The organism is Amycolatopsis sp. WAC 01376, from assembly GCF_003947415.1.
GTDB lineage: Bacteria > Actinomycetota > Actinomycetes > Mycobacteriales > Pseudonocardiaceae > Amycolatopsis.
The window spans coordinates 1-20,969 of record NZ_QHKL01000015.1 but is presented as its reverse complement, the minus strand read 5'-3'; the positions used below and the strand labels follow the sequence as shown (position 1 = coordinate 20,969).

Sequence of the window (20,969 nt, the reverse complement as noted above, 5' to 3'; positions counted from 1 at the left end):
GGCGATAGCAAAGGTCCCTTGCTCTCGTCCCGTAGTTCAGGGAAGCGAAGCGGACGCGACGGCCGCGAAGGCCTGTACGCGGGCTGTCTCGGCGGAGCGCGGCCAGACGAGGCCCCACTCGACGTCGGGTGAACCGGCGAAGGGCACGAAGCGGATTCGCGGGTGGCTGAAGTACTCCTGTGCGTGTGCGGCGAGCGGGCAGATGCCGGCGCCGGTGGCGATCGCGGCGAGCAGTTCCTGGAACGTCGCGAAGGGCTTGCCTCGCGTCACGGGGTGGCCGGCCGGTGTCAGCCACTGGCGTGGCTCCTCGATCCAGTACGGCTCCGGCGGATGCGCCGCGCGAAGGACGGTGTCGCGGGCGAGGTCGTCGAGGGTGACTGATTTCCGTCGCGCGAAAGGGTGTTTCGACGACACCGCGAGCACCATCGGTTCGGTGTGCACGGCCGGTCCGGTCGTCAGTTCGGGTTCGTCGACCGGGAGCAGCGTCACCAGCACGTCGATCTCACCCGAGCGCAGCATCGCGACCGGGTCCGCGAAATCGGCCTCGCGGATGAGCAGTTCCGTGTCCGGGTAGCGCTGCCGGAAGCGATCCAGCAGGTCGTCGGTCAGATCGGCGACGCCGGGCGCCTCGAAGCCCAGCCGCAGCACGCCGCCGATCCCGCGCCCGGCCGCGACGGCGCGGTCGATGCCTTCGTGCAGCGCGCGGTAGGCGGGGCCGAGGTCGTCCCGCAGCCGTTCGCCGATCGGCGTGAGCCGGACCCGCCTGCTGGTGCGGGCGAACAGTGGTGCGCCGATCCGGCGTTCCACCTGTTTGATCGTCTGGCTCACCCGTGCCTGCGAGACGTGCAGGCGTTCCGCGGTGCGGCCGAAATGCAGTTCGCCGGCCAGCGCCAGGAAGATCTCGATATCCCGCAGTTCCATAATATTCAGGTTATCGATCCCGGTGAGTTTCCGGTTTCAAAGGGCTCGTGGCTCCAGCGGAAGCAAAGGTCCCCTGCTACTCCTCGATGGCGCCGCCCACCGCGCGCAGGTGTTCCCTGAACGTCAGCGAAGGCGACTTCGCGCGCTCCGCGAGGAAGTCGGCGAAGCGCACCTGCTCGCGAAGGGACTCTCCGGAGCGGATCCGGTCGGCCTGGAGCCGCTCGGTGTCGCGGATGGCCTCGGCGCGGTCCAGGACCTCGTCCGCCCGGTCGGCCGGGATGAACAGGACGCCGTCCTCGTCGCCGAACACGAGGTCTTCTCGCGTCACCGTCCAGTCCCCGACGACGGCCGATTCGAGCGCGCCGTCCGGGCGGACGGAGACCGAGAGCGGACCGGTCGGGATCGAGCCGAGGCTGAACACCGGCAGCCCGATCTTCTTGATGTCGGCCGTGTCGCGGTGCAGCCCCCAGATGACGACGCCGCTCAGCCCGGCCGCTTCCGCTTCGAGGACCGCGAGGTCCCCGACGCAGCTCTCGTCGAGCCTGCCGCCGTTGTCGACGACGAGGACGTCGCCGGGGTTCGCGGTTTCGTACGCCTCCAGGAAGACGTCGACGCTGCCGACGTGCCGGGCGGGGGTGGCCCGCCCGGCCACGCGGCCGCCGGGCACGACCGCGTGCGTGCCGGCGGGCGCCCGTCGGACCGGGACGCCGGCGCGGACGCAGCCGTCGGTCAGATGCGCGGTGGTCAGCTGGGAGAACCGCTGCCGAAGCTCCTCGGGATCCATATCCCGACTTTAGCCACGGCGCCACACCACGGGTTCGTGGTTCGGGCTGCTGTCATCCCGCACGGAGCCCATGACCTCGCCGTTCTCGCCCACGAGGGCGCCGCAGCCGGGAGAAGGCGCGGGAAGCGTCTCGACCGCGCCGCCCGGCGACCACACCGCGGGAACGGTGGAGAAGTCCGGGGTCCTCAAGCAACCTGTGACGAGTCCCGACCTGTTGAGCGAGACCGCGGTCATGGAGTCCGGCACCGGAACAGAGGTGTCGTAGGTCGTCCAAAGCCGGTCGCCTCCTTGGACACTGGCCAGCACCTTGCCGTCCCGGATCGCGAGGGCGCGTGCTTCGCGGACACCCTCCGGGAGGACGAGTTGCCGCGCCACGCCGTCCTTCCAGAGCCAGGTGCCGCCGCCCTGTTCCTGCATCAGGATCGTGCCGTCGTGGTCGATGTCCACCGGGTGGAGCAGCGGCGGGCTGTCCAGCAGTACCGGGTGCGCGCGGTCGCCCGCGGGCCAGATCGCCGCCCAGGAACCGAATCGCGGGTCGTTGTGCACGGAGCCGACGACGTCGCCGCGGTCGTTCATGCCGACGACCCGTGTCTGGGCGTAGTTCGGCACCTTCCCCAGAAGCTGGAAGCCGCCGTTCTCGAAGACGAACGAACGGTAAGTCCGGGTCGGATTCGCGTAGCTGTCCATGAGAATCGACCCCGACGCGTTCTCGTCCACGGTCACGACCCTGTCGTAGCCTGCCGGGATGCCGTGGTTCTGAACGGTTCCACCCGACCAGGTGAGCAAGCCGTATTCGGAGTGTCCCGCGTAGCTTCCGGCCCCGTCGGTGGCCACTACCTGGACAGTGCCGTAGGGCACCGGCAGGTAACTCATCGTCCAGTCGGTCGCCGACGCGGTGCCTGCCGACAGCAATCCCACGGCGACGGCGGCTGTCAGGACCAAGCTCGTACGTTTCATCGAATCCCCCTGTGAGTGTGTTCGCCCTGTTTAACGGGGGTGAGAGCCGCCTGTCTGCGTCACCTGACACGCACCGTGCCGTAAGTAACATCCGTTCAGACCTGTATGTAAGGGTTGATAAATACAGTCCTGTCTGTATCTTCAGTGGCAGCAGCGACCCGGCAACGGACAAGGAGCGTCGTGGTGGCCAACAAGGTGTACGTCGTCGGCGTGGGCATGACGAAGTTCGAGAAACCCGGACGTCGTGAGGACTGGGATTACCCGCAGATGGCCAAGGAGTCCGGGACCAAGGCGCTCGAAGACGCCGGGATCTCCTTCGACGAGGTGCGGCAGGCCTACGTCGGTTACGTCTACGGAGAGTCGACCTCGGGACAGCGGGCGGTCTACGAACTGGGCATGACCGGGATCCCGGTCGTCAACGTCAACAACAACTGCTCGACCGGGTCGACCGCGCTGTACCTCGCCGCGGAAGCGATCCGGGGCGGCCGCGCGGACTGCGCGCTCGCGCTCGGTTTCGAGAAGATGCAGCCGGGATCGCTCGGCTCCACCTACGACGACCGCGAGCAGCCGATGGGCAGGCACCTCCAGGCGCTCGCGGAGATCTCCGAGGTGCTCTTCCCGCCGGCGCCGTGGATGTTCGGCGCGGCGGGCCGCGAGCACATGAAGACCTACGGCACCACCGCCGAGCATTTCGCCAAGATCGGCGAGAAGAACCACCGGCACTCGGTGAACAATCCGTACGCGCAGTTCCAGGAAAGCTATTCACTGCAGGACATCCTCGACTCGCGGATGATCTACGACCCGCTCACGAAACTCCAGTGCTCGCCGACCTCGGACGGGTCCGGCGCGGCGATCCTCGCCAGCGAGTCCTTTGTGGACTCGCATGGGCTGGCGGAGCAGGCCGTCGAGATCGTCGGGCAGGCGATGACCACCGACTTCGCCAGCACCTTCGACGGTACCGCGAAGAACATCATCGGCTACGACATGAACGTCCAGGCCGCCCGCCAGGTGTACGACCAGGCCGGGCTCGGCGCCGAAGACTTCCAGGTCATCGAACTGCACGACTGCTTCTCCGCCAACGAACTCCTGCTCTACGAAGCGCTGGGACTCTGCGCCGAAGGGGAAGCCGGGAAGCTCGTCGACTCCGGGGACACCACCTATGGCGGCAAATGGGTCGTCAACCCGTCGGGCGGGCTGATCTCCAAGGGGCACCCGCTCGGCGCCACCGGCCTCGCGCAATGCGCCGAACTGACCTGGCAGTTGCGCGGAACCGCGGACAAACGCCAGGTCGACGGCGTCCAGGCCGCGCTGCAGCACAACATCGGACTCGGTGGCGCCGCCGTCGTCACCGCCTACCAGCGCGCCGAGCGCTGATCCCACCGAAAGGACGAACCATGGGCAAGATCAGTGCCTCCGTCGAACTCCCCGCCGCTCCCGACAAGGTGTGGGCGGAGTTCTCCAACCCCAACAACTTCGAGAAGTGGCTGACCATCCACACCAAGTGGAAGGGTGACGTTCCGGCCGAATTCTCCAAGGGGGCGCAGGCTTCCGAGGTCGTCACGATGCTCGGGATGCCGAACACGATCACCTGGACGGTCGACGAGTTCGAGGCGCCGTCGAAGCTGGCGATCTCCGGAACCGGGATGGCCGGGGTGAAGGTCAAGTTCGAGCTGACCGTGGAGGCGTCCGGCGACGGATCGCTCGCCAGCATCAACGCGGAGTTCGCCGGCCAGATGATCGTCGGCGCGCTCGGCAAGGCCGTCGAGAAGGACGGCAAGAAGAACCTCGACGCCTCCCTCGAGAATTTCAAGGCGCTGGTCGCGTGACCGAGGAGCGGTTCGACCCCGACGGCCTCGGCAAGTGGACCGAGGAGTCCCGGTTCGAGGTGACCCGCGAGCGGCTGATCGAGTACGCGAAGGCCACCAACGACCCGATCCCGGCGCATCTCGCCGGAGACGTCGCGAGCCCCGTGTTCGCGATCGTGCCGGTGTTCGAGTCGCTGATGGAACCCGCGCTGGAGGTCGTCCCGGTCGGGCTGTTCGGCCGGATCGTGCACGGGGAACAGGAATTCCGGTTCCACCGGCCGATCCGCCCCGGCGACAAGCTCGTTTCGCGGGCGCGGATGACGGGCTACGAAGGCTTGTCGAACGGCACGCGCGGCACCATCCACCTCGAATGCCGCACTGAAGACGGCGACCTGGTCAACGAGCAGTACGTGACCTTGTTCGTGCGCGGTTTCGACACCGGCGAGACGCGGGGCGAGCTCGGGCCGGAGCACAAGTTCGACGAAGATCTACGTTCGCAGGCGCCGGTGGCGAAGGTGAACCAGCACGTCGACGACGACCAGACGTACCGGTACGCGCCCGCCGCCGGCGACCCCATGCCCATCCATCTCGACGAAGAGGTCGCGAAGGATTCGGGACTGCCGGGGATCATCGCGCACGGCCTGTGCACCATGGCGTTCACCTCGTGGGCGTTGCTGACCGAGGTCGCCGGGTCCGATGTGGACAGACTGAAGCGGTTCGCCGTGCGGTTCGCCAAACCGGTGCTTCCCGGGCAAGACCTGACCACGTCCATCTGGAGCGCGGGTGGCGGAAGCTACGCGTTCGAGACCACCGTCGGCGAAACCGTCGTGATCAAAGACGGTCTCGCGGAATTCGCGGAGTAGGAGCAAAGCCATGGGAGCACTCGACGGGCGGGTCGCCGTCATCACCGGTGCCGGCCGGGGGATCGGCCGCGAGCACGCGTTGCTGTTCGCACGGGAGGGCGCGAGCGTCGTGGTCAACGACCTCGGCGGGGCGAACGACGGCAGCGGGGCCGACACCGGCCCGGCACAGGAGGTCGTCGACGAGATCCGCGCGGCGGGCGGCAAAGCCGTGGCGAACACGGCCAACGTCGCCGACTGGGCGGGCGCCGAGGAACTGGTCGCGCAAGCGGTGGGCGAGTTCGGCAGGCTGGACGTCGTCGTGAACAACGCGGGCATCCTGCGCGACGCGTTCATCGCCGGACTGGAGGAGTCCCAGTGGGATTCCGTGATCGCCGTGCATCTGAAGGGGCACGCGGCGGTGCTGCGGCACGCGGCCGCGTACTGGAAGTCGGCGAGCAAGGCCGGCGAGCGTGTGGCGGGCTCGGTGATCAACACCGCGTCGGCGTCCGGGGTCACGTTGCCGAACGCGGGGCAAGCGAACTACGGCGCGGCGAAAGCGGGCATCGCCGCGCTGACGTTGGTCGCCGCCGAGGAACTGGAACGCTACGGCGTGCGGGTCAACGCGATCGCGCCGATCGCGCGCACGCGGCTCACCCTGGCGACGCCGGGCATGGGCGCGATCTTCGCGCAGGAAGTGGAAGAAGGGGAGTTCGACGCGTTCTCGCCCGCCAACATCTCGCCGCTGGTGGCCTACCTCGCGACCGAGAAGTGCCCGCTCACCGGCAAGGTGTTCGCGGTGCAGGGCGGCGCGATCTCCGAACTCGCGGGCTGGCACGACGTCAAGGTGATCGAAACCGAAACCGCCTGGGAGATCGACGACATCGCCGCGAGGCTGCCATGATCGAGTGGTCCGAAACCGAGCTGCTGATCAGGGACACCATCCGGGAGTTCATCGACAAGGAGATCCGGCCGCAGCTCGACGCGCTGGAAAGCGGGACGCTGCCGCCGTACGACATCATCCGCAAGATGTTCGCGTCCTTCGGCATCGACGTGCTCGCGCGGGAATCGGTGTCGAAGCTGCTGTCCAAGGACCGTGGCTCCGGTGGCGGTGGCGGTGGCGGTGGTGGTGGTCTCGCGTTCGGCGGGCAGGAGGCGATGGCGCTCATCGCGGTGAGCGAACTGGCCGGGGTCAGCCTCGGCATCGTCGCTTCGCTCGGCGTGAGCATCGGGCTGACCGCGCAGACGATCCTGACCAAGGGCACGCAGGCGCAGAAGGAACGCTGGCTGCCCGCGCTGGTGACGTTCGAGAAGGTCGGCGCTTGGGCGATCACCGAACCCGACTCCGGTTCGGACGCTTTCGGCGGGATGAAGACGTCCGTGCGGCGCGACGGCGACGAATATGTCCTCAATGGACAGAAGACGTTCATCACCAACGGCCCGTACGCCGACACGATCATCGTGTACGCGAAGCTCGACGACGGCAACGGTGCCGCCGTCCGCGATCGCAAGGTGCTGACGTTCGTGCTGGACAAGGGCATGCCCGGGCTCACGCAGGGCAAGCCGTTCAAGAAGATGGGCATGATGTCGTCGCCGACCGGCGAGCTGTTCTTCAGCGACGTCCGGCTCGGGCGGGACAGGCTGCTCGGCGAATCCGAGACCGGCCGTGATGGCGACAGCAAGGCCGAGGTGAAGTCCGGGTTCGCCGTCGAGCGGATCGGGGTCGCGGCGCTGGCGCTCGGGATCATCAACGAATGCCACCGGCTCTGCGTGGACTACGCGAAGAACCGGAAGCTGTGGGGCCAGGAGATCGGGCGCTTCCAGCTGATCCAGCTCAAGCTGGCGAAGATGGAGGTCGCGCGGATCAACGTGCAGAACATGGTGTTCCAGCTGATCGAGACGCTGCGCGCGGGCAAGATGCCGACGCTCGCCGAGGCTTCGGCGATGAAGCTGTACTCGTCGGAGGCGGCCACCGAGGTCGCGATGGAGGCCGTGCAGCTGTTCGGCGGCAACGGGTACATGGCGGAGTACCGGGTGGAGCAGCTGGCGCGGGACGCGAAGTCGCTGATGATCTACGCGGGAAGCAACGAGATCCAGGTGACGCACATCGCGAAGGGTCTGCTGGGCCGCTGAGGGAGCAAGGGACCTTTGCTATCACCCGAGAGAGCAGGGGACCTTTGCTACCACTTCGGGCCCGAGCTCTCGCGTGCCCGGATCCGGATCACGCGTGTCTGGAGCCGTAACTCGCGTGTCTGGAGCCGTAACTCGGGTGTCTGGAGCCGTAACTCGCGTGATTGAGCGCGTAACTCGCGTCGCGGGCGAGTTACGGCTCCAATCACGCGAGTTACGGCTTCCGTCACGTGAGTGCGGGGTCAGCTGCGTTCGATCAGGTGGCCCACGACCTCGGGGCCCGGGTGCGCGTGGCCGGAGCCATCGCGCCGGACGTCGGCCTCCGGGAGTTCCACCGGGTCACCGGTGCGCGACGCGCCGGCCGGGCGCGGGCCGATCCAGCCCACGACGAGCCGCGTTTCGCCCTTGAGGAACCGTTGGGCCCGGACACCGGCGGTCGCCCGGCCCTTGGCCGGGTACTCGCTGAACGGGGTCACCTTCACGCTCGCGCCGGTCGCGGTGACGACCATCGGCTCGCCGTGTTCGGCGTCGTCGGTGCGGATCGCGCCGAAGAAGACCACTTCCGCTTCACCGCGCACGGTGATCCCGGCCATGCCGCCGCCCTTGAGGCCCTGCGGCCGCACGAGCGAAGCCGGGTAGCGCAGCAGGGACGCTTCGGACGACAGGAACGCCAGCGTCTCGTCGCCGTCGGTGAGCCAGGTGGCGCCGACGATCTCGTCGCCGTCCTTCAGGCTGATCACGTCGAACTCGTCCGAGCGGACGGGCCATTCCGGCGCGCACACCTTCACGACACCGTGTTTCGTGCCGAGCGCGAGACCGGGGGAGCCGGCCGCCTGATCGCCGAGCGGAGCCAGGCCGATGACACGCTCGCCCTTCTCCAGCGGTACCAGTTCCTTCGCGGCCATCCCACCGCGCAGCGAGACGGTGCCCGCCTGCTCGGGCAGCACCGGCAGCGGCAGCACGTCGGTCTTGAACGCGCGGCCGCGGTTGGTCACCAGCAGCACCTGGCCGCGTGCGGTCGAATGGACCACCGCGGACACCGAGTCGTGTTTGACGCGACCGTTGCGGCGACGCACTTCCGACGCTTCCTCCGATTCCGCCGCCGTCCGCGCGACCAGCCCGGTGGCCGAAAGGATCACCTGGCACGGATCGTCGGCGACCTCCAGCGGACCGGACGGCTTCGACGCGGCGAGGACCTCCTTGAGGTCACCGTCGATCAGCGCGGTGCGGCGTTCGGTGGGGGAGTCCTTGGCGACCTTGGCCAGCTCGGCCGAGACGACCTTCTTCAGCACCGACTCGTCGTCGAGGATCTTCGACAGTTCGGCGATCTCCTCGCGCAGCTTGTCCTGCTCCGCCTCGAGTTCGATCCGGTCGTACTTCGTGAGCCGTCGCAGCGGGGTGTCCAGGATGTAGGTCGCCTGGATCTCCGAGAGCTTGAACCGCTTCATCAGGCCGTCCTTCGCGGCCGCGGCGTTGTCGCTCTCGCGGATCAGCTTGATCACCTTGTCGATGTTGAGCAGGGCGATCAGCAGACCGTCGACCAGGTGCAGCCGCTCTTCACGCTTGCGGCGCCGGTAGCGCGTGCGGCGGGTGACGACCTCGTAGCGGTGGCTGAGGAAGACCTCCAGCAGCGCCTTGAGCCCCAGCGTCCGCGGCTGCCCGTCCACCAGCACCAGGTTGTTGATACCGAAGGACTGCTCCAGCGGCGTGAGCCGGTACAGATCCGCGAGCAGTGCCTGCGGGTTCACGCCGACCTTGCATTCGATGACCAGCCGCGTGCCGTTCTCGCGGTCGGTGAGGTCCTTGACGTCGGCGATCCCGGTGAGCCGCTTGGACTTGTTGACCTCGTCGGTGATCTTCTCGATCACCTTCTCCGGGCCGACGCCGTACGGCAGTTCGGTGACCGTGATCGCCTGGCGGCCGCGGCTGCCCTCGAGCGGACCGGTTTCGGCGCTGGCGCGCATGCGCACGACGCCACGGCCGGTTTCGTACGCGCGGCGCACCTCGTCGAGGCCCAGCAGCGAACCGCCGGTCGGCAGGTCGGGGCCCGGGACGAACTCCATCAGCTTGTCGAGGGTGGCGTTCGGGTGGTTGATCAGCCACCGCGCCGCGCCGATGACCTCGGTCAGGTTGTGCGGGATCATATTGGTCGCCATCCCGACCGCGATCCCGGAAGTGCCGTTGACCAGCAGGTTCGGGAACGCCGCGGGCAGCACCGTCGGCTCTTCGAGCGAACCGTCGTAGGTGGGCCGGAAGTCGACGGTGTCCTCGCCGAGTTCGCCGACCAGCAGCATCGCTTCGGGGGACAGCCGCGCCTCGGTGTATCGGGAGGCGGCCGGGCCGTCGTCGGGCGAGCCGAAGTTACCGTGCCCGTCGACCAGCGGGACGTTGAGCGAGAAGTCCTGCGCGAGCCGGACCATGGCGTCGTAGATCGCCGTGTCGCCGTGCGGGTGGTACTTGCCCATCACGTCGCCGACCACGCGGGACGACTTCACGTACGCGTGCGTCGGCCGGTAGCCGTTTTCGTTCATCGAGTACATGATCCGGCGGTGCACCGGCTTCAGCCCGTCCCGCGCGTCCGGGAGCGCCCGGGAGTGGATGACCGAGTAGGCGTACTCCAGGTACGAATCCTCGATCTCCGTCTTCAGCGAGTTGTCGAAGACGTTCGCGCCGGGCTTGTCGAACGCGGAGGGGTCGACCTTGGTGGTGGTGCCCTTACGGCGTGCCATTGCTCAAAGCTCCTTGAATAGCAGCGAAATCAGGCGTCGATGGCTTCGCGGTCGACCCGGTCGGAGGATTCGACCAGCCAGTTGCGGCGCGGTTCGACCTTCTCGCCCATCAACAGTTCGAGCGCGTTCTCCGCGGCTTCGACGTCGTCGAGGGTGATGCGGCGGACCGAGCGGGTGGCGGGGTTCATCGTGGTGTCCCACAGTTCGTCGGCGTCCATCTCGCCGAGACCCTTGAACCGCGGCACCGGCGTGATGATCTGCTTGCCAGCCCGCTCCAGCTCCGCGAACTTGGTCTCCATCTCCTTCTGGCTGAAGGTGAAATGGGTTTCCGGGTTACGGCCCTTGGTGACCAGTTTGTGCAGCGGCGGCATCGCGGCGTAGAGCCTGCCGTCCTCGATCACCGGCCGCATGTACTTGGCGAACAGCGTGATCAGCAGTGTGCGGATATGCGAACCGTCGACGTCCGCGTCGGCCATCAGGATCACCCGGCCGTAGCGCATGGTCGTCAGGTCGAACGTGCGCCCGCTGCCCGCGCCGAGCACCTGCACGATCGAGGCGATCTCGGCGTTCTTCAAGGTGTCGCCGAGCGACGCCTTCTGGACGTTGAGGATCTTGCCGCGCAAGGGAAGCAGCGCCTGGTACTCCGACACGCGCGCCATCCGCGCCGAACCGAGCGCGCTGTCACCCTCGACGAGGAACAGTTCGCTGCGGGCGACACCGGTGGTGCGGCAGTCGACCAGTTTCGGCGGCATGGCCGCGCCTTCGAGCGCGGTCTTGCGCCGGGCGGCGTCCTTCTGCTGCTTCTGGGTGAGCCGCACGCGTGCCGCGTCGACCACCTTCTGCAGCACGACCTTCGCCTCGGACTTGGTCTTGCGCTCCTCGGTCCAGGACCGGATGTGCTTGTCGACGACGCCCTGGATGACGCGGGTGATCCCGGCGGTGGACAGCTCGTCCTTGGTCTGCGAGGTGAACTGCGGCTCCGGCAGCCGGACGTGGACGACCGCCGTCATCCCTTCGAGGACGTCCTCGACGGTCGGCATGTCCTCCTTGGGCTTGAGCAGCCCGCGGGTTTTGGAAATGGCGTCCTGCAAGGCTTTCAGCACCGCGCGGTCGAAACCGCGGCGGTGCGTGCCGCCGTGCACGTTGCGGATGGTGTTGGTGAAGCACTCCACCGTGCGCTCGTAGCCGGTGCCCCAGCGCAGCGCGACCTCGATCTCCGCGTGACGCACCACATTGGACTGCATGACACCGTTGGCGTCGGCCGCGTTCTCCTTGTACGTGCCCTCGCCGTTGATGATCAGCGTGCCGCAGACGGGTTTCTCGCTGGCCGGGGCGAGGAAGTCGACCATGTCGGCGAGGCCGTTGGGGAAGTGGAAGGTCTCTTCGCTGATCGAATCGTCGACGGCGGTGCGCAGTACATAAGTGACGCCGGGGACCAGGAAGGCGGTGTTGCGCATCTTCGTGCGGACACCTTCGACGTCGAGCGAAGAGCCGGTCTCGAAGTAGCGCGAGTCGTACCAGTACCGGATCGACGTGCCCGAGCGCTCGCCGCGCTTCATCTTCCCGGTGACGTTCAGCCCGGACGTGCGGGTGAACTTGGCCTTCGGGCCTGGCCCGTCGAACACGCCGGGGACGCCGTGCGCGAACGACATCTGATGGACCTTGCCGTTCTGCTTCACCGTGACGTCGAAGCGGTGCGACAGCGCGTTCACCGCCGAAGCGCCGACGCCGTGCAGACCACCGGAGGTCTTGTAGCCCGAGCCGCCGAACTTGCCGCCGGCGTGCAGCCTCGTCAGCACCAGCTCGACACCGGACAGACCGGATTTGGCGTGGGTGCCGGTGGGGATGCCGCGGCCGTCGTCGTCGACCTGGACGCTGCCGTCGGCGTGCAGGGTGACCACGATCTTCGTGGCGTGACCGGCCACACCTTCGTCGGTCGAGTTGTCCACGACCTCCGAGAACAGGTGGTTGATGCCTCGGCTGTCGGTGGAGCCGATGTACATCCCGGGGCGCTTGCGGACCGCTTCCAGACCCTCGAGATGCGTCAGGTCGTCGGCCCCGTACAGGGTCTCAGCAGTCACTGGGTACTTCTCCTGGAGTCATGGCTCGCGAACTAGCTCGTGGAGGTGGTGTTCAACGCGACACCGTACTGGAGGATATCCGTCCCCTCCGACAGCTTCGTCCTCCCGAGCCCCCGGTGTGGCGGATCACGCCGTCCCGGTGGCCGGGTCACGGCTGGGGAAAGCGGCTTCCTAGCGGCGTGGATGAGGCGTTATCGTTCCCGGTGTCACAGGGTGACGGGGGGAACAGGGTGACCGTCGGAGTCGGTCCCACACGCGTCTCGACCGCACAACGCGTCGTGAGTCTTTGGTATTTCGTGGTGGTCGTCGGGTCGTTCGGCATGCTCGCGTTGATCCCGGTCGCGCATGCCGCGATCCGGTTGCGGCGCGCGGTTCTCTGGCTGTTCGTGCTGGGCTATGGCGGTGTCGCCGTCGGGATGACGTTCCTGCTCGAACGGGCGGCGATGGAGGGCGAGTCGGAGGCGATGCTGTCGTTCGCCTGGCTCTTCGGCACGATGCTCTTCGTCACCGTGGCCTGCGTCCACCTGGCGCTGCTGCGGAAGAAGATCCTCTATCCGCCGCAGACGGCGTGGGTCGAGTCCGGCATGCACTGCGGGTTGTTCTCGATCGACATCGCCGGATTCGGCCAGGTCGGGCGCAGCAGCGAGATCTTCGTGCGAGTCCGGCGGATGCTCTTCGGCCTGCTGGCCGAAGCCTTCGAGGCCAGCGGGATCGCCTGGGATGCCTGCCTGAAGCGCGACACCGGCGACGGCATGATCGTCGTGGTCCCGCCGCATTTCCCGAAGTTCCGCCTGGTGTACCCGCTGGTTTCCCGGCTGACCGCGGAACTGGCCAGGTACAACGTGGTCACCGAGCCCGGCCTGCGGATCCGGGTGCGGGTGGCCATCCACGCCGGCGAGATCGCGCTCGACGAGTACGGCGTGACGGGGCGGCCGAAGGTGCTGCTCGCCCGGCTGCTCGATTCGCGGGTGCTGCGGGACGCGCTCGCCGCGGCGCCGGACGAGTCGCCCGTGGTGGTGCTCGTCTCGGACCGGTTCCACGAGGACGTCCAGGACCAGGGCGGCCCCGGGCTCGACACGATGAGCTACCGGCAGGTGCTCGTGCACGAGAAGGAGACCGAGGTCCGCGCCTGGCTGCATGTTCCGGACCCGGTGCTTAAAGAGCTGCTGTGAGGACCTCCAGCGCGCTGTGCTGACGGGCGGCGTCGATCTTGTCGACCGGCCCGGCCCAGCGCAGGCCGTGCTGATCGAGCGACGTGCGGTTGTTCGCGATCGTCGAGTTCGCCTGCCGGGTCAGGTAAGCGCGGTACGGCCTGCCTGCCAGCGCCCGGTCGAGCTCGCCGAGTCCCCTGGCGTACGCGCCCTTGAACGACGGCCCGTCGGCGCCGCAGTCGCCGGACTCGCACGGGTCGCGCAGGATGCCGTTCGCGTGCAGTAGCGACGTCGTGGTGGAGGCGTCCGCGAGCCGGCGGGCCCGGGTGAGCAGGGCGGCGTCACCGGTGGCGCGGTTCAGTTCGACCAGCGCGCCGAGGACGATGCCCTGGTTGTAACTCCAGACCGCCTGCCCGTTGTTGGCGCAGGAGGAGTTCAGCCCGTCGTTGATCAGGCCGGCGCCGTTGATCATGCCGCTCGCGCGGAACCAGTCCCAGACCTCGCGTGCCCGCGCGAGCTGGACGGTGTCGCCGGGGAGCCGGTTGTGCAGTGACGCGGCCACCTTGACGTACAGCTCGTTGGTGACGGCGTTCTTGTACGTCTTCGCCGTCGACCACCAGAGTCCGCCGCCGCAGGTCCCGTCGCGGTAGGCGTACATGTAGTTCGCCGCGATGACGGCGGTGTCGAGGTAGCGGCGATCGTTGGTGAGGTCGTAGGCGCGGATCCAGGCGAGCGCCCACCAGCCGGTGTCGTCGATGTACTCGTTCGTGAAGTTGTCGCCGCGGTTGCGGTCGAAGGTGTTGGCGATGGCGTAGCGGTAGTTCGGCGAACCGGTGCGGGTGCTGTAGTCGAGGATCGCGGTGAGCGCGTTGGCCGAGTTCCACCAGCCCGTGGTCTGCCAAAGGCCGGTGCTGTTGTCGTAGAACTGCATGAGCGCGGTCGCCGCCGCTTCGGCGCGGTCGTTCGCGGCGACCGTGGTGCGGAACCACGACGTGCAGGCGATTTCCGGCCGGTTGCTCGCCTTCCCGCAGGCGCGAAGGGCGCCGAAACGGTGGGTGGCGGGGTCGTCGACGTTGAACATCAGGGTCCGCCAGCCGCGTTGACCGGCGGGAATCTTCGTGTCACCGATCCGGCTGTCGCCTGCCCAGGTGCGGCCGCCATCGAAGGAGCGGTCGAGCCAGACTTCGTCGCCGGGGTCGCCGTTGCCGACGCTGGCCCAGCCCATGTCGTCGCCGTCGGAGAGGTGCAGCGTGATGCCGCGGCCCCAGACCGTCGCGGTGCCGGGTCTTCTTTCGCCGACGGCCAATGCCGGGTCGCGGCTGTCGCAGTACTTGGCGCAGATCGTGGCCGCGACGGTGGGTTCGGGCGTAGTGGTGGCCGGTGTGAGAGCGAATGTCAACGTTGTCACAAGCAGGGAAGTGAGCCACATGGATTCGAGTGTGGGCGCGGTCACTTTCCCGGCCGATCAAGTCACCCTTTCAGCTCGCGCCGATGGTCTGGAATACTTCTTGCGCGCGTGAGGTTGAACGCTCAAGCAACGTAACCCCGGCCCAGGGAGCAGGTCATGCAGTTCGGAATCTTCACGGTGGGCGATGTGACGACCGACCCGGCCACCGGGGAGGCGCCCAGCGAGTACGAGCGGATCAAGGCGATGGTGCGCATCGCGCTCAAGGCCGAAGAAGTCGGCCTCGACGTCTTCGCGACCGGCGAGCACCACAACCCGCCCTTCGTGCCTTCTTCGCCTACGACGATGCTCGGCTACATCGCCGCGCAGACGTCGAAGATCATCCTTTCCACCTCGACCACGCTGATCACCACGAACGACCCGGTGAAGATCGCCGAGGACTTCGCGATGCTCCAGCACCTCGCCGACGGCCGCGTCGACCTGATGATGGGCCGCGGCAACACCGGACCGGTGTACCCGTGGTTCGGGCAGGACATCCGGCAGGGCATTCCGCTGGCCATCGAGAACTACCACCTGCTGCACCGGTTGTGGCGCGAGGACGTGGTCAGCTGGTCCGGCAAGTTCCGGACGCCGCTGCAGGAGTTCACCTCGACCCCGCGGCCGCTCGACGGTGTCCCGCCGTTCGTGTGGCACGGCTCGATCCGCAGCCCGGAGATCGCGGAACAGGCCGCCTACTACGGCGACGGGTTCTTCGCGAACCACATCTTCTGGCCGAAGGAGCACTTCCAGTCGCTGATCAACCTGTACCGCGAGCGGTACGAGCACTACGGGCACGGCAAGGCGGACCAGGCCATCGTCGGGCTCGGCGGCCAGGTGTTCCTGCGGCCGAAGTCGCAGGACGCGGTGCGGGAGTTCCGGCCGTACTTCGACAACGCGCCGGTGTACGGGCACGGGCCGTCGCTGGAGGAGTTCACCGAGCAGACGCCGCTGACCGTCGGCAGCCCGCAAGAGGTGATCGACAAGACGCTGACCTTCCGCGAGCACTTCGGCGACTACCAGCGTCAGCTGTTCCTGATGGACCACGCCGGACTGCCGCTGAAGACCGTGCTGGAACAGCTCGATCTGCTCGGCGAGCACGTGATTCCGGTGCTGCGCAAGGAACTTGACTCGCTTCGTCCGGCGCACGTGCCTGAAGCGCCTACGCACGCTTCGCTTTCAGCTTCGGAGGTGTTGGCATGACGACGATCGCTGTCGTGACCGCGGGACTGAGCCAGCCGTCCTCGACCCGGCTGCTCGCGGACAAACTCGCCGCGGCGGTTTCCACCGCGCTGCCGGATGTGGAGATCGAGGTGATCGAACTCCGCGACCTGGCCATCGACGTCACGAAGAACATGCTGACCGGATTCCCTTCCCCGGCCCTGCGTGCGGCCATCGACACGGTGACCGCCGCGGACGGCCTGATCGCCGTGACGCCGGTGTTCACCGCGTCGTACAGCGGACTGTTCAAGTCGTTCTTCGACGTGCTGGACCAGAAGGCGCTCGACGGGAAACCGGTGCTGATCGGCGCCACCGGCGGAACCGAACGGCACTCGCTGGTGCTCGACTTCGCGCTGCGTCCGCTCTTCGCCTACCTTCGCGCCGAGCCTGTCGCGACGGCGGTGTACGCGGCTTCGTCGGACTGGGCGTCTCCAGGAGATCTGGACACGCGGGCTTCGCGGGCTGGGCGGGAGCTGGCTGCCCGGTTGTCGTCGGAGGGGACGGACGCGGCTCCGGACAGCGGGTTCGTGCCGTTCGAGCAGCTGCTGCGCGCGGGGGAGTGAGCAAGGGACCTTTGCTATCACTTCGCAGGTGGGCGCGGTAAAAGCGCGTGAAGGCCCCCTTCCCTCGGCTCAGCCGAGGGAAGGGGGCCTTCACGCGCTTCAGGGGGTCGGCCAGATCGGCCGGATCTCGATGGTCGCGAACTTCGTGACCGGATGCGTCGAGACGATCTCGATCGCCTCGTCGAGATCGGCGCACTCGATCAGGTCGTAGCCGAGGATCTGTTCCTTCGTCTCCGCGAAGGGCCCGTCCGAGACGAGCAGTTCGCCGTCGCGGTGGCGAATGGTGGTCGCGGTGGCCGCCGACCGGAGTCTGCTGCCGGACAATCGCACCCCGCGAGCGGTCATCTCGTCGACCCACACCTGCGTCTTTTCGTCCATTGGTTCGTCGCAGTCGTCCGTACCGGGGAACGGGGTCCCGCAGATCAGCAACAGGTAGCGCATCAGTCCTCCTTGGCTGGTCTTTTCGTCACCCCGACGAACGGTTTCGCGCGAAACAGACAGCTCGCTAGAGGTTGTCGCGCAGAAAGTCCTCGAATTGGGTGAGTCCTGGATAGCGCGACCGCAGCCCCGCGACGTCCGCCGCGTACCCGCTCTCGGCGAACCATTCGAACATGCGCTCCTCGATCGGCTTCGGTTCGAAGCGGGTCGGGACCCCGGTGACCCGTTCATAGCTCGCCGCGACCTCGGGGAAGGTGAGTTCGTCGCCCGCGATTTCGAGTGCCTGCCCGAGGAGGCCTTCGCGGTCCTCGAACGCCGTCGCGGCGAAGAACCCGATGTCGTCGGCGGCGATCATCTGCATCGGTTTCGCGGGATCCACCGGAAGGGCCAGTACGCGGTCTTCGCCGGCGGGCGGGGTGGCGTAGTGCAGCAGGTTGTTCATGAAGAACACCGGCCGGAGCACGGTCGCGGGGAGGCCCAGCGCGGCGATGTGCCGTTCGATCTCCGCCTTGCTTTCGAAGTGGTCGATACCGGTCTCGCGTTCGGCGCCTCCGACCGAGCTGTAGACCAGGTGCCCGACGCCGGTTTCCGCGGCGATGTCCGCAACCGAACGGCCTCGCCTGACCTCGGCGGCGAGGGTTTCTTCCTCCCATGCCAAGGGTTGCACGCTGAAGACGCCGTCGACATCGGTCATCGCCGCGCGCAGCGAGGCCGGCGCGTCGAGATCGCCTTCGACCAGGACCGCGCCGAGTCTCGCCAGCTCTTTGGCCTCGGGTTTGCCCGCGTCGCGGACCAGCGCGTGCACGCGGCGGCCGCGGGCGAGCAGGTGGCGGGCGGTCGCGCCGCCCTGGTTGCCGGTCGCGCCGAGGACGAGCACGACTTCGGATCGGGACATGTGAGCTCCTCGCGGGTTTTATCGGAGTGATTCGCTCCGTTAAGCTATATCGGAGCGAATCACTCCGCAAGGGCTAGGATCAGGTCATGACCAGTTCCCCTCCGCCGCGACGCGGACGGCAGGCCGAAGCCGCCCGCAACAGCCGCAAGCTGCTCGAAGCCGCGCGCGAGGTGTTCATCAGCCGCGGGTTCGACGCGCCCGTCTCGGCGGTCGCCGAACGCGCCGGGATCGGGATGGGGAGCCTTTACCGGCGTTACCGCACCAAGGACGAACTGCTGCAACGGCTCTGCGTCGACTCCTTGACGCACGTCGCGGACGCGGCCCGGGAGGGGCTCGCCGTCGACGATCCTTGGCAAGGTCTCACGAGGTACATCGAGCGCTGCGTCGAGTTCGGCTTCGGCGCCCTCGCGCCGCTCGCCGGGCGAATCGAGGCGACCGAGGAGATGTGGCAGGCCACCGGGATCGCGCAGGACCTCGCCGGTCAGGTGGTCGCTCGCGCGCATGCCGCCGGGGTACTGCGCGGCGACGTCACGACCCTGGACATCTCCCTGCTGATCGGTCAGTTCAGCAGGCGGGGGCCGGTCCCGGAGGTGGATCACGACGAGAACGTCCGGCGGCGGCTGGTCGCGATCGCCGTCGCGGGCCTGCGTGCCGGCGCCGTCGAGCCGCTCCCGGGTGACCCACCGGAGCAGCGGGAGCACGAGTCGCTCTGGCGGAACTCCTAGCGCCACCCGGCAGGACCAGCGCGTTTCCGGCCCGACCGGCACAATCGAGGGAAAGGCGACGGCGAGGAGACGACGGTGGGCATCGGAAAACCCGTGAAGCAGGTCCTGATCCTGATCGCGGGTGGCATTCTCCTGCTGGTCGGTATCGCGCTACTCGTGCTGCCCGGGCCGGGGCTGCTGCTGGTGCTCGCGGGTCTGCTGGTGCTGGCCTCGGAGTTCCCCGTGGTGGAGAAGTACGTCGATCCGATCCGCGACAGGGCGATGAAGGCGGCCGAGGACAGTGTTTCGTCGCCGCTGCGCATCGCGGGTTCGGTGCTGGCCGGGCTGGGGCTGCTGGCCGCGGGGGTCGTCTGGGGGCTCGTGCCCGGGCTGCCGCTCGGCGGCTGGAGCACCGGTTCGAGCCTGATTCTCTCCGGGCTCATCCTGTTCGCGTTGCTGATCTGGAGTTACAAGCGGGTGCAGGCCCGGAGGTCCGCGAAGGCCGAATAACAGCCGGGTGGTCTGGTACCGTGCGGCGCGTGGCCCCCGACTTCCAGCGCGCGCGGCGGCCGGAACAGGTGGAGGCCCGGCGCGCGGCGATCCTCGGGGCGGCGCGCGAGCTCCTGGCCGAGCGGCCCGTGTCCCGGATCAGTTTGCGGGAGCTGAGCGACCGGGTCGGCCTGGCGAAGTCGAACGTGCTTCGGTACTTCGACAGCCGTGAGGCGATCTTCCTGGAAGTCCTCGACTCGATATGGGTCGCATGGCTCGACGAGCTCGAAGGCGAGCTAGGCGCGCCTGACGCCGCGAAGCCCGGGTACGAGCGCGAAGTGCGCGTCGCGACCGTCATCGCGAAGTCGCTCTCGCGGCAGCGCCTGCTGTGCGAGCTGATCAGCACGATGGCCGCCGTCCTCGAACGCAACATCTCCGTGGAGACCGCCAGGGCGTTCAAGACCCGGGCGGGTGAACGGACCGAACGGCTCGCCGACGTCGTCCGCGATCGGGTCCCGTTGGAGGCCGAAGCGGCCGGACACTTCGCGAAGGCGGTCTTCATCCTCGTCGCGGGACTGTGGCCGTACGCGAACCCAGGCGAGGCCGTGGCGACGGTCCTGGCCGAACGCGGAGCGCCCGCCGGCCACGACATGTTCGTCGACGCGCTGACCGAAGGGCTGGCCAACCAGCTGGTCGGTCTCGTCGTTCGCGCAGGTCAGAGCCCCGGGCGATAGCAAAGGTCCCTTGCTCCCTTCCCGCACGCGCCGGGGCGCCCGGACCTGCATAAGGTGAGCCGAACCCACTTGCACAAGGAGCGATCATGAGCCCAGGCGGCACCCTCACTCTCGGCGATCTCACCGTGAGCCGGATGGGCTACGGCGCCATGCGGCTGTCCGGCCCCGGCATCTGGGGGCCGCCGAGCGACCGCGAAACCGCGATCGCCGTCCTCCGCGAGGCGGTCGAGCTGGGCGTGACCCATATCGACACCAGCGACTTCTACGGCCCGCACACGACCAACGAGCTGATCCGCGAGGCATTGCACCCGTACCCGGACGAGCTGCACATCGTCACGAAGGTCGGCGCGAAGCGGACTCCGGACAAGGGCTGGCCTTCGGCGCTCTCGCGGGAGGAACTGACCTCCGCGGTCCACGACAACCTGCGCAACCTCGGCGTCGACGTGCTCGACGTCGTCAACCTGCGGCTCGCGGGGGAGCACGGCGTCTTCCCGATCCCGGTCTCGATCACGGAGCCGTTCGAGGTGCTGGCCGAGCTGCAACAGCAGGGCTTGATCCGGCACCTCGGCTTGAGCCACGTCTCGGCGGAGCAGGTCAAGGAGGCCCGCGCCATCGCGCCGGTCGTCTGCGTGCAGAACGAGTACAACGTCGCGAACCGCGCCAACGACGGCCTGCTCGACGCCCTCGCGGCCATCAGCGTCCCGTTCGTGCCGTACTTCCCGCTCGGCGGGTTCACGCCGTTGCAGTCCGGTGTGCTCGACGACTGCGCCCGCCGGGCCGACGCGACGCCGATGCAGGTCGCGCTCGCGTGGCTGCTGCAGCGGTCGCCGAACATCCTGCTGATCCCGGGTACGTCCTCGCTGCAGCACCTGCGGGAGAACGTCGCCGCCGCGAAGCTGGAACTGCCCGCGGACGTCATCACCGACCTCGACGCGCTCGCCTAGCGGGTAGTGAGGGCCTGGCGGATTCATGCGGTCGTCGCAACATGCTCTATTTAGGACAGTAGCAGGTTGAGTTTTTCTTGGGGTGTAAGCCAGTCCAGTGTTTTGCGGGGGCGGCCGTTGAGTTCGGCGGCCACTCTCGCGAG

At 67.9% G+C, this 20,969-nt stretch carries 20 protein-coding genes; 12 read left to right on the top strand and 8 right to left on the bottom strand.

The window, feature by feature from the left end; genetic code table 11:
- Positions 1-36: 36 nt before the first annotated feature.
- The 3 genes from DMH03_RS41335 to DMH03_RS41325 form a co-directional block, all read right to left on the bottom strand.
- Positions 37-921, bottom strand: a complete 885-nt coding sequence (locus DMH03_RS41335) for a LysR family transcriptional regulator (RefSeq protein WP_125797448.1) — start codon at positions 919-921, stop codon at positions 37-39.
- Between the two features lie 76 nt (positions 922-997).
- Complete coding sequence (locus DMH03_RS41330; protein ID WP_125797447.1) at positions 998-1,705, bottom strand: RraA family protein; 708 nt, start codon at positions 1,703-1,705, stop codon at positions 998-1,000.
- A 9-nt stretch (positions 1,706-1,714) separates the two neighbouring features.
- Positions 1,715-2,662: a hypothetical protein gene (locus DMH03_RS41325; protein WP_233611949.1), complete on the bottom strand. Its 948-nt coding sequence runs from the start codon at positions 2,660-2,662 to the stop codon at positions 1,715-1,717.
- Positions 2,663-2,842: 180 nt separating this feature from the next.
- On the opposite strand from DMH03_RS41325, the gene DMH03_RS41320 reads away from it, so the two are divergent.
- The 5 genes from DMH03_RS41320 to DMH03_RS41300 are packed head-to-tail and all read left to right on the top strand — an operon-like array spanning position 2,843 to position 7,439.
- Positions 2,843-4,036: a lipid-transfer protein gene (locus DMH03_RS41320; protein WP_199749235.1), complete on the top strand. Its 1,194-nt coding sequence runs from the start codon at positions 2,843-2,845 to the stop codon at positions 4,034-4,036.
- Positions 4,037-4,056: 20 nt separating this feature from the next.
- The gene (locus DMH03_RS41315) at positions 4,057-4,488 is read left to right on the top strand and encodes an SRPBCC family protein (RefSeq protein WP_125797446.1); all 432 of its coding nucleotides are present in this window, start codon (positions 4,057-4,059) and stop codon (positions 4,486-4,488) included.
- On the top strand, positions 4,485-5,330 hold the full coding sequence (locus DMH03_RS41310; RefSeq protein WP_125797445.1) for a MaoC/PaaZ C-terminal domain-containing protein: 846 nt from the start codon (positions 4,485-4,487) through the stop codon (positions 5,328-5,330). Before DMH03_RS41315 ends, DMH03_RS41310 begins: the two co-directional genes overlap by 4 nt.
- A gap of 10 nt (positions 5,331-5,340) precedes the next feature.
- Positions 5,341-6,210, top strand: a complete 870-nt coding sequence (locus tag DMH03_RS41305) for an SDR family oxidoreductase (protein ID WP_125789241.1) — start codon at positions 5,341-5,343, stop codon at positions 6,208-6,210.
- Positions 6,207-7,439: an acyl-CoA dehydrogenase family protein gene (locus tag DMH03_RS41300; RefSeq protein ID WP_125797444.1), complete on the top strand. Its 1,233-nt coding sequence runs from the start codon at positions 6,207-6,209 to the stop codon at positions 7,437-7,439. The genes DMH03_RS41305 and DMH03_RS41300 overlap by 4 nt, the downstream gene beginning before the upstream one ends.
- A 239-nt stretch (positions 7,440-7,678) precedes the next feature.
- Here the strand turns inward: DMH03_RS41300 and DMH03_RS41295 are convergent, their stop codons facing one another.
- Together DMH03_RS41295 and DMH03_RS41290 are read right to left on the bottom strand one after the other, a co-directional pair.
- Positions 7,679-10,165 carry a DNA topoisomerase (ATP-hydrolyzing) subunit A gene (locus tag DMH03_RS41295; RefSeq protein ID WP_125797443.1) on the bottom strand — a complete coding sequence of 829 codons (2,487 nt, stop codon included), beginning with the start codon at positions 10,163-10,165 and terminating at the stop codon, positions 7,679-7,681.
- 29 nt (positions 10,166-10,194) lie between these two features.
- Positions 10,195-12,246 carry a type IIA DNA topoisomerase subunit B gene (locus DMH03_RS41290; protein ID WP_125797442.1) on the bottom strand — a complete coding sequence of 684 codons (2,052 nt, stop codon included), beginning with the start codon at positions 12,244-12,246 and terminating at the stop codon, positions 10,195-10,197.
- Positions 12,247-12,476: 230 nt separating this feature from the next.
- Here DMH03_RS41290 and DMH03_RS41285 point away from each other — a divergent pair, with 230 nt between their 5' ends.
- The gene (locus DMH03_RS41285) at positions 12,477-13,418 is read left to right on the top strand and encodes a hypothetical protein (RefSeq protein WP_233611947.1); all 942 of its coding nucleotides are present in this window, start codon (positions 12,477-12,479) and stop codon (positions 13,416-13,418) included.
- On the opposite strand, the gene DMH03_RS41280 is transcribed toward DMH03_RS41285, so the two are convergent.
- Positions 13,402-14,826 carry a glycoside hydrolase family 76 protein gene (locus tag DMH03_RS41280; protein WP_125797440.1) on the bottom strand — a complete coding sequence of 475 codons (1,425 nt, stop codon included), beginning with the start codon at positions 14,824-14,826 and terminating at the stop codon, positions 13,402-13,404. The genes DMH03_RS41285 and DMH03_RS41280 overlap by 17 nt on opposite strands.
- Positions 14,827-14,961: 135 nt before the next feature.
- Between DMH03_RS41280 and DMH03_RS41275 the strand changes: the two genes are divergently transcribed.
- On the top strand, positions 14,962-16,041 hold the full coding sequence (locus tag DMH03_RS41275; RefSeq protein ID WP_125797439.1) for an LLM class flavin-dependent oxidoreductase: 1,080 nt from the start codon (positions 14,962-14,964) through the stop codon (positions 16,039-16,041).
- Positions 16,038-16,622, top strand: coding sequence for an FMN reductase (locus tag DMH03_RS41270; RefSeq protein WP_125797438.1), 585 nt, complete (start codon positions 16,038-16,040; stop codon positions 16,620-16,622). Before DMH03_RS41275 ends, DMH03_RS41270 begins: the two co-directional genes overlap by 4 nt.
- A gap of 99 nt (positions 16,623-16,721) precedes the next feature.
- Here DMH03_RS41270 and DMH03_RS41265 read toward each other — a convergent pair whose 3' ends face one another.
- The gene (locus DMH03_RS41265; RefSeq protein ID WP_125797437.1) at positions 16,722-17,063 is read right to left on the bottom strand and encodes a YciI family protein; all 342 of its coding nucleotides are present in this window, start codon (positions 17,061-17,063) and stop codon (positions 16,722-16,724) included.
- A gap of 64 nt (positions 17,064-17,127) precedes the next feature.
- Positions 17,128-17,955: an NmrA/HSCARG family protein gene (locus tag DMH03_RS41260; protein ID WP_125797436.1), complete on the bottom strand. Its 828-nt coding sequence runs from the start codon at positions 17,953-17,955 to the stop codon at positions 17,128-17,130.
- Positions 17,956-18,041: 86 nt separating this feature from the next.
- On the opposite strand from DMH03_RS41260, the gene DMH03_RS41255 reads away from it, so the two are divergent.
- From DMH03_RS41255 to DMH03_RS41240, 4 genes are all read left to right on the top strand, one after another.
- Positions 18,042-18,680: a TetR/AcrR family transcriptional regulator gene (locus DMH03_RS41255; protein WP_199749234.1), complete on the top strand. Its 639-nt coding sequence runs from the start codon at positions 18,042-18,044 to the stop codon at positions 18,678-18,680.
- A 75-nt stretch (positions 18,681-18,755) separates the two neighbouring features.
- Positions 18,756-19,169, top strand: coding sequence for a PGPGW domain-containing protein (locus DMH03_RS41250; protein WP_125797435.1), 414 nt, complete (start codon positions 18,756-18,758; stop codon positions 19,167-19,169).
- Positions 19,170-19,189: 20 nt separating this feature from the next.
- Positions 19,190-19,882, top strand: a complete 693-nt coding sequence (locus DMH03_RS41245; RefSeq protein WP_233611945.1) for a TetR/AcrR family transcriptional regulator — start codon at positions 19,190-19,192, stop codon at positions 19,880-19,882.
- Positions 19,883-19,968: 86 nt separating this feature from the next.
- Complete coding sequence (locus DMH03_RS41240) at positions 19,969-20,826, top strand: oxidoreductase (protein ID WP_125797433.1); 858 nt, start codon at positions 19,969-19,971, stop codon at positions 20,824-20,826.
- Positions 20,827-20,969 lie beyond the last annotated feature (143 nt).

Coding starts and splice junctions, on each gene's coding strand:
- DMH03_RS41315 (WP_125797446.1), top strand. CDS start 4,057: ATGGGCAAGATCAGTGCCTCCGTCGAACTCCCCGCCGCTCCCGACAAG.
- DMH03_RS41265 (WP_125797437.1), bottom strand. CDS start 17,063: ATGCGCTACCTGTTGCTGATCTGCGGGACCCCGTTCCCCGGTACGGAC.
- DMH03_RS41275 (WP_125797439.1), top strand. CDS start 14,962: ATGCAGTTCGGAATCTTCACGGTGGGCGATGTGACGACCGACCCGGCC.
- DMH03_RS41270 (WP_125797438.1), top strand. CDS start 16,038: ATGACGACGATCGCTGTCGTGACCGCGGGACTGAGCCAGCCGTCCTCG.
- DMH03_RS41335 (WP_125797448.1), bottom strand. CDS start 921: ATGGAACTGCGGGATATCGAGATCTTCCTGGCGCTGGCCGGCGAACTG.
- DMH03_RS41255 (WP_199749234.1), top strand. CDS start 18,042: ATGACCAGTTCCCCTCCGCCGCGACGCGGACGGCAGGCCGAAGCCGCC.
- DMH03_RS41325 (WP_233611949.1), bottom strand. CDS start 2,662: ATGAAACGTACGAGCTTGGTCCTGACAGCCGCCGTCGCCGTGGGATTG.
- DMH03_RS41260 (WP_125797436.1), bottom strand. CDS start 17,955: ATGTCCCGATCCGAAGTCGTGCTCGTCCTCGGCGCGACCGGCAACCAG.
- DMH03_RS41240 (WP_125797433.1), top strand. CDS start 19,969: ATGAGCCCAGGCGGCACCCTCACTCTCGGCGATCTCACCGTGAGCCGG.
- DMH03_RS41305 (WP_125789241.1), top strand. CDS start 5,341: ATGGGAGCACTCGACGGGCGGGTCGCCGTCATCACCGGTGCCGGCCGG.
- DMH03_RS41300 (WP_125797444.1), top strand. CDS start 6,207: ATGATCGAGTGGTCCGAAACCGAGCTGCTGATCAGGGACACCATCCGG.
- DMH03_RS41280 (WP_125797440.1), bottom strand. CDS start 14,826: ATGTGGCTCACTTCCCTGCTTGTGACAACGTTGACATTCGCTCTCACA.
- DMH03_RS41295 (WP_125797443.1), bottom strand. CDS start 10,165: ATGGCACGCCGTAAGGGCACCACCACCAAGGTCGACCCCTCCGCGTTC.
- DMH03_RS41330 (WP_125797447.1), bottom strand. CDS start 1,705: ATGGATCCCGAGGAGCTTCGGCAGCGGTTCTCCCAGCTGACCACCGCG.